General features: G+C 36.4%; 8 protein-coding genes and 1 pseudogene. 4 read left to right on the plus strand and 5 right to left on the minus strand.

Annotated features, from left to right (window positions below; translation table 11 throughout):
• Positions 1 to 75: 75 nt before the first annotated feature.
• The 4 genes from ACQR30_RS12335 (at position 76) to ACQR30_RS12350 (ending at position 1,985) form a co-directional block, all read left to right on the plus strand.
• The gene (locus ACQR30_RS12335) at positions 76 to 363 is read left to right on the plus strand and encodes a hypothetical protein (protein ID WP_429735523.1); all 288 of its coding nucleotides are present in this window, start codon (positions 76 to 78) and stop codon (positions 361 to 363) included.
• A 98-nt stretch (positions 364 to 461) separates the two neighbouring features.
• On the plus strand, positions 462 to 857 hold the full coding sequence (locus tag ACQR30_RS12340) for a hypothetical protein (protein ID WP_429735525.1): 396 nt from the start codon (positions 462 to 464) through the stop codon (positions 855 to 857).
• Between the two features lie 20 nt (positions 858 to 877).
• On the plus strand, positions 878 to 1,501 hold the full coding sequence (locus ACQR30_RS12345) for a hypothetical protein (RefSeq protein WP_429735527.1): 624 nt from the start codon (positions 878 to 880) through the stop codon (positions 1,499 to 1,501).
• Between the two features lie 100 nt (positions 1,502 to 1,601).
• Positions 1,602 to 1,985 carry a hypothetical protein gene (locus tag ACQR30_RS12350; protein WP_429735530.1) on the plus strand — a complete coding sequence of 128 codons (384 nt, stop codon included), beginning with the start codon at positions 1,602 to 1,604 and terminating at the stop codon, positions 1,983 to 1,985.
• A 131-nt stretch (positions 1,986 to 2,116) separates the two neighbouring features.
• On the opposite strand, the gene ilvA is transcribed toward ACQR30_RS12350, so the two are convergent.
• From ilvA to ACQR30_RS12375, 5 genes and pseudogenes are all read right to left on the minus strand, one after another.
• Positions 2,117 to 3,349, minus strand: coding sequence for a threonine ammonia-lyase (gene ilvA / locus ACQR30_RS12355; RefSeq protein ID WP_429735532.1), 1,233 nt, complete (start codon positions 3,347 to 3,349; stop codon positions 2,117 to 2,119).
• A 62-nt stretch (positions 3,350 to 3,411) separates the two neighbouring features.
• Entirely contained in the window at positions 3,412 to 4,494 is a 1,083-nt protein-coding gene (locus ACQR30_RS12360) for a PA0069 family radical SAM protein (RefSeq protein WP_429735534.1), read from the minus strand.
• A gap of 19 nt (positions 4,495 to 4,513) precedes the next feature.
• Positions 4,514 to 5,119, minus strand: a complete 606-nt coding sequence (locus ACQR30_RS12365) for a 2'-5' RNA ligase family protein (protein ID WP_429735536.1) — start codon at positions 5,117 to 5,119, stop codon at positions 4,514 to 4,516.
• Between the two features lie 182 nt (positions 5,120 to 5,301).
• Positions 5,302 to 5,742 carry a carboxymuconolactone decarboxylase family protein gene (locus ACQR30_RS12370; protein ID WP_429735538.1) on the minus strand — a complete coding sequence of 147 codons (441 nt, stop codon included), beginning with the start codon at positions 5,740 to 5,742 and terminating at the stop codon, positions 5,302 to 5,304.
• Positions 5,743 to 5,896: 154 nt separating this feature from the next.
• Positions 5,897 to 6,604 (minus strand): annotated as a pseudogene (locus ACQR30_RS12375) (ketol-acid reductoisomerase); the annotation flags it as partial.

Genomic DNA, 6,604 nt, shown 5'->3' on the forward strand with positions numbered 1-6,604 from the left:
GTCACTCTCGGCATCTTTAATAATTTATAACGGTTTTATAAATATTATAAAGATGCTAGCCAAATTGGCTTTTCTATGTCGGATAATGATGGAACTAATGGTTTCCCGAAAAACCAGAATATATATTTCGACAATATTTGTAGTGCCGTTAGGCTTACTGAAAAGGATGTTACTGTGGCTATTAAAATTAAATTAAAAAGACCCATTACCAGAGATTATAATGATGGCTCTGGCGCAGAGATTAGAGACTATGTGTATTTATATATGGACTGGATCTTAGAGCCAAACCTATTAGATAGAATGATAAAGGCTTTTAACGATTTAGGTTCATATAATTGCCCGCCGGTAAAAGAAGTATATTAATAAATAATGGTAGGGTCCGCACAAACTGGTTATTCACTGAAAAAGAACTCGTAAGCTAAAAAGGGGTAATAGAATAGACAAATCAAAATTAAATTTATATGAAAAAGGGAATATTTCTATTTTGTGTTTTTTTACTACTTTCTGCAAACATATTTTCTCAATCTTATTGTTTTGCTTATACCTCAGATGACCGAGGAGCATATTCTACTAACAATGTTTTGTATGTAAGTAAAGTATTTGACGGTGATGATTTTACCGGAGGTAAAGATAATATGGATAACATAAAATGGAGCATAAAAGAATCGCTGAAAGATGTAGGGAAAAAACTCTTTGGTAGTCAATCTTACCAATATAAGTTCAGCTTTATAGCAACAAACAAGGATGGCTATCGGTTTGTGAACGCTTATCAAGCTGGTGAAGAGCGAAAAAAAATTATTACGCAATATAAAAATAAAGGCTATAAAGTAATAGAATTTAAGGTAGAGCCACAATAAATATTTAATAATAAGAATTCATGAAAAAAACTCTTTTATTGTTTCTAATATTTTGTAATACGATTTTTGTATTTGGGCAGAACAAACTTACTTTATCTAGGTTGAATTCTACTATCCAAACATTTTTTAATAATTATGTTTCTGCGGCCGAACTTATAAATACTAATTCCGAAATTGAATATACTTTAGCTTGTGGCATAAAAGATGGGAATGATTGGGATTGGAGACCTGGCGATTATTATGCTTACTACTCTGTTTTTATTGATGGGACACAGCTACATGCTGACGACTTGTTTCATTATGATAGTTATGAGGTAAAAGTAGCAGGTTGTAGCCTTATTTTCAAAGCCAAGGGTTTGTGGGGCTGTTCCCATAATAAGACCATTTTAGATAGTCACCTGGTTCTTAAACGAATTCCTATTAAAGGGATAAGAGATGTTAGAGCAATTAACCGTGGATCGCCTTTTTCTCACGGTTGTGGAGGCACACATTATTTTCCTACTCTTGAAATAGATTATATAGATACAGATAATCAAATAAAAACAATTGACATTCCTCTAAATGAAGAGGCAAACGCTGACCAAGCTTCCACACTAGTAACGTTACTTAACCTCATTGTTGAAAATTATTGTGATGTCTACTAAATACATCTGTTACTTAGAGAAGGTTTCTCGGTAAACAACAAAATCTCGTAAGCCGAAAAGAGACTAATAGAGTAGGCATTATATTTTAAAAATAATCCAAATGAAATCGATAAAATTTCTCCTTTTAATTACAATTGTACTGATGTGCTTTGCGTCATTTTCATTTACAACAAACTTTCAGAAAAACGAATGGGGTGAATGGAAACACAATGTTGGCTACCCTGAAATAGAATATAGAGTAAGAATAGCATCATATAATGAGTATGCGGAAAAATGGCAATGGGACATGCAGTTTAGAAATACTTACGACGAAACCATCACTTTCAATTATGGTTATTCAAATTTAAGTTCGACTTGCAAAACAGACCATACCATATGGAAGCTTAAGGCAAGGCAACAATCAAGTATAAGCAGTGCTTTAGTAGCGTCAAGCAGTATTATTTACATTTGCATAGATAAAGAAATAAAGGGCGATAGCCAATAAAATCATTATCTGCTTTGTATAATTAAAATAATAGAATAATAAAGATTATTCACAAATTCTCATTGGTTGCAAAGAAAAAGGCCGATAACGACGGCGTGTATTTTATTTGACAAACCTAAAACGCTTATCCCTTACACTAAATACCCAAACAAAATATCGTCTTTATTCAATTCTGTAAAGTCAATATTGTATTTTTTCATTCGTTCAATTAAAGAACCATAATCATTTTTATCTATGAGCTCTATACCGACCAATGCCGGACCATGTTCTTTGTTGGTTTTGTGTACATATTCAAAGCGAGAAATATCATCATTGGGGCCAAGGACCAAATTAAGGTATTCACGTAACGCGCCCGGACGTTGTGCAAAGCGAATCAGGAAATAATGTTTCAATCCTTCATATTGTAGAGATAGCTCTTTAATTTCGGGCATTCTGTCGATATCATTGTTGCTGCCACTGACAATGCAAACGACGTTTTTACCTTTAATCTCCTCTTTAAAATCGTCCAAGACAGCAATGGATAAGGCGCCTGCGGGCTCTACAACTATCGCATCTGTATTATACAGTTGCAAAATAGTGGAACAAACTTTTCCTTCATCTACCAAATGGCATTTTCCTCTTATTTGTTTGAAAATTTCAAAATTTAAACACCCTATTTCTTTTACGGCAGCTCCATCGACAAAACGATTGATAGAGTCCAGGAGTACCGGATGATCGGCTTTTAAGGCTTCTGTTAAAGAAGGCGCACCTAAGGGTTCAGCACCTATAATTTTTGTATGGGGTGAATGCTGTGTAAAATACAACCCTACGCCTGCAGACAGCCCGCCGCCGCCCACCGGTACAAACAAATAATCAACATTTGGCTGATCTTCCAAAATTTCTATGGCTACCGTCCCTTGCCCTTCCACTATTTTTTCATGGTCGAAAGGAGGGATGAATGTCATATTGTGCTCCTTCGTGTATTCTTTGGCTGCATTCGCACAATCGTCAAAAGTATCACCAATTAATTTTATCTCAATATGGTCTCCGCCAAACATTTTTGTCTGTTGGATTTTTTGCTTGGGCGTAATGCTCGGCATAAAAACCACCCCCTTTATGTTCAGTCTATCGCAGCTGAAAGCAAAGCCCTGTGCGTGATTACCCGCACTTGCACATACGACTCCATTTTTAATTTGATCTTCGGTTAAAGTACTGATCATATTATACGCACCCCGAATTTTGTAAGAGCGTACTGCTTGTAAATCTTCTCTTTTTAAATAGACGTTACAATCGTATTTCCTTGACAATACGGCATTGCGTTGCAATGGTGTTCTATTGACAACGCCTTTTAAGCGCTTTGCGGCTTTTTCGAATTCTATATTCATCTGTCAAATGTAAAAAGTAAAAAGCAATTACTTATTAGTTATTGGAAATTTAGACTTATATTTTAAAATAAGCGCAGTTGCTCCCCCGGCCTTTTAAATTGTGCCGCTTCCAATTCCCAACGTTCATCGTTTAGATGATATAATTGGTTGTATTTTTTGTATTGCTGTCGAACCAGATCGGCAATTGGCCCTTCTCCTCGCATTCTTGTGCCATACCTTGAATCGTTAACTTGTCCTCCATGTCCTTGTTCAATTAAATGCCAAACTTTATCGGCTCGGTCAGGGAAATTTTTATATAACCAATCGTGAAATAGTAATTTGATAGCACCATTTAAGCGAATAAATGTATATGCTGAGAAAGTAGCCCCGGCCTCACTTGCCGCTTTCATGATATGTTGCATTTCGTGTTCATTTAAACCGGGAATCATTGGTCCTAACATTACACCCATGCGTATTCCCGCCTCACTTAATTCTTTTATCACATTTAATCTTTGTTTAGCGGTAGTGGTTCGCGGTTCCATACTCCGACGGATCTTTTCATCGAAAGAGGTTATAGAAATAAGAATGCTTACCAATTTTTTCTTTGACATTTCTACTAGCAAATCTCTGTCGCGTAATATGCCTGAATTTTTTGTAATCATGGCCACTGGCTGGTTAAACTCGTTGCAAACTTCTAGTATTTGTCTTGTGAGCATAAATTTTTTCTCAGCAGGCTGGTAACAATCTGTATTTCCGCTAAGGGAGATGGGCACTGCTTCCCATTTTTTGTTCATTAAAAATTTACGAAGCAATTGTGGCGCATTCTTTTTGACCAATATTTTTCGCTCAAAGTCAAGACCAGCACTATATCCCCAGTATTCAAAAGAGTTACGAGCATAGCAATAAATACAACCGTGTTCACAACCTTGATAGGGATTCATGCTATACATCATGCTTAAATCCGGGCTATCTACTTTATTGACAATGGATTTAGCCTCTACTTCAATAAACTGTGTAGCAACGTTCGGGTCGCTCCAATCATCTATGCCTTCTATGTGTTCGCGCACAATTTCATTTTTTAAGAAGCGATTTTTTGTATTGACTTGGGCACCACGTCCTTTTAAATAAGTTTCGTTCGTTTTTGTTTCTTCCCTTTCGTAATTCATAAAAATATTTTTAAATTGATTAAAAAAGTAATGTCTGCTGAACCTGTTCCGGTTTTCCTTCAAAACAAAAATTTCTTACGATTTGATATTTACTTTTCATATCTCTACGTTTGAGTAGTGTCATTTCATTGACCATAAATTTTGCCAAGAAGTCTTGTTGATGCCATTGCAGCCAACCCTGCTCAAATTGCCAGGGCAGCAATTTTCTCGCCAGTGTAATATGTGGTTCGGTAATGAAATGCGGTTGGAAATCTTTATCAATTTTTAAGGGCAGGTGGAGGCCGCGCAAGCTTTTCACCAGATCAATAATTTCATTTTTCGTTTGCACACTAAAATAAATAGTGTGCGACGGAAAACTGCCGAAGCCATTTAATTGAACGGGAAAAGGAGTAATACCTCTAGCAAAATTGTTGATTCTTCTTATGCATAGCGACTCAATAGCGGCTAGGTGAAAAAATTTTATTAGGGTAATATGCGGCTTGGAATAAAGGCAGGACGGACATTCATATTTTTTAGCAAAATATTTTTTCTGTTCCATTATTTTTTCATTCACCGATTCATCGGGATGGAGAATAAGCAGATAGGTATAAAGATTCGTTTTGAGGTCTTGGGGTGTATAATTCATAACTAAATATTTTAGCTAAAATACTACTAAAAATATTAGCATTGAAAATTTATACACTATATTTCCGAGCTACTAAAAATGGGCCTCAATTATAACTCATTACGGATGAATTAAAATAAAATGCATCGAGACAATCTACGATGCAAGGTAATTTTCATTTAAAACAATAATTTTTGAAGACTTTAGCTTTTATGCGTCATTCGGGTAGAAACGGCGAATCTGTTCCATCCATTAATTGTGATGATTTGCATAATGATTTGAGCTAATTTTTTCTCTCCAAAAATAGATACAGCCTGATCATATGTTTCGTCTTTCACCCCTTCTTCGCCAAGGCGGGTAAGTTCATCAGTCAGTTGCAATGCGGCTCTTTCTTCTTCAGAGAATAAAGGTGATTCACGCCATGCGCTAATGGCATAAATGCGCTTTTCTGTTTCTTTGTTTTCTCTGGCTTTTAATGCATGCATCTCTATGCAATAGGCGCAGCCATTGATCTGCGATGCCCTTATTTTAATTAATTCTTTTAATAGAATATCCAATTCGGACTGGGCCATATACTCTTCTAAACCACGCATAGCCTTGTAAGCGGCAGGGTCGAGTTGTGCTAAATTCATTCTTTGTTTCATTACATTTTCGTTTTTAAATAAAAAGGTTTGAGATTTTCATCCCAAACCTCTTTATAGAATAAATAATTACCTGAAAAATTAATTGTTTTCGGGACGCAAACTTCTAACAGTTTTTCCGGCCTGCCACAATTCGCTTTCACGCAATTCTTTCAATTCAGCATCTAATTTTTCGCGATAATCTACTTGAGAGTTCAAGTCGATAGAACGTTGAGATTCTTTTCCTGTAGCTTTGATATAAATCGTTGAATACCGGTAATGTTGCATCACGGAATTTCTTCCACCAATCCAACGCACCACGTTGTGCCGTTGTAGAGCAGTTGGCATACATCCAATCCATGCCATTTTCGGCAACCAATGGCATTAACGATTGTGTCAATTCTTCTACCGTTTCATTGAATGCTTCTGATGGAGTGTGACCGTTTGAGCGTAATACTTCATATTGCGCAGCAAAAATACCTTGAATGCAACCCATTAAGGTTCCACGTTCACCGGTAAGATCGCTGAACACTTCTTTTCTGAAATCTGTTTCAAACAAATAACCGCTTCCAACAGCGATACCCAAAGCAATAACGCGATCTTTTGCTTTTCCGGTTGCATCTTGGAACATAGCGAATGAACTGTTCAATCCACGCCCTTGCAGGAACATACGACGCAAAGAAGTTCCAGAGCCTTTTGGAGCTACTAAGAATACATCAACGTCAGCTGGAGGAATGATGCCTGTTTGTTCGTTAAAAGTAATACCAAATCCGTGAGAGAAATATAATGCTTTACCTGGAGTTAAATGTTTTTTTACAGTTGGCCATAAAGCTATCTGCGCAGCATCGCTTAATAAATAGCAAATAACGGTTCCTCTTTCAAGCGC

Origin of the sequence: Arachidicoccus sp. (assembly GCF_050436765.1) — a bacterium.
In the GTDB taxonomy this organism is placed as follows: domain Bacteria; phylum Bacteroidota; class Bacteroidia; order Chitinophagales; family Chitinophagaceae; genus Arachidicoccus.

Bases quoted from the DNA above. Each gene is read 5' to 3' on its own strand.
- ACQR30_RS12335 (WP_429735523.1), top strand. From the start codon at position 76: ATGTCGGATAATGATGGAACTAATGGTTTCCCGAAAAACCAGAATATA.
- ACQR30_RS12340 (WP_429735525.1), top strand. From the start codon at position 462: ATGAAAAAGGGAATATTTCTATTTTGTGTTTTTTTACTACTTTCTGCA.
- ACQR30_RS12345 (WP_429735527.1), top strand. From the start codon at position 878: ATGAAAAAAACTCTTTTATTGTTTCTAATATTTTGTAATACGATTTTT.
- ACQR30_RS12350 (WP_429735530.1), top strand. From the start codon at position 1,602: ATGAAATCGATAAAATTTCTCCTTTTAATTACAATTGTACTGATGTGC.
- ilvA (WP_429735532.1), bottom strand. From the start codon at position 3,349: ATGAATATAGAATTCGAAAAAGCCGCAAAGCGCTTAAAAGGCGTTGTC.
- ACQR30_RS12360 (WP_429735534.1), bottom strand. From the start codon at position 4,494: ATGAATTACGAAAGGGAAGAAACAAAAACGAACGAAACTTATTTAAAA.
- ACQR30_RS12365 (WP_429735536.1), bottom strand. From the start codon at position 5,119: ATGAATTATACACCCCAAGACCTCAAAACGAATCTTTATACCTATCTG.
- ACQR30_RS12370 (WP_429735538.1), bottom strand. From the start codon at position 5,742: ATGAAACAAAGAATGAATTTAGCACAACTCGACCCTGCCGCTTACAAG.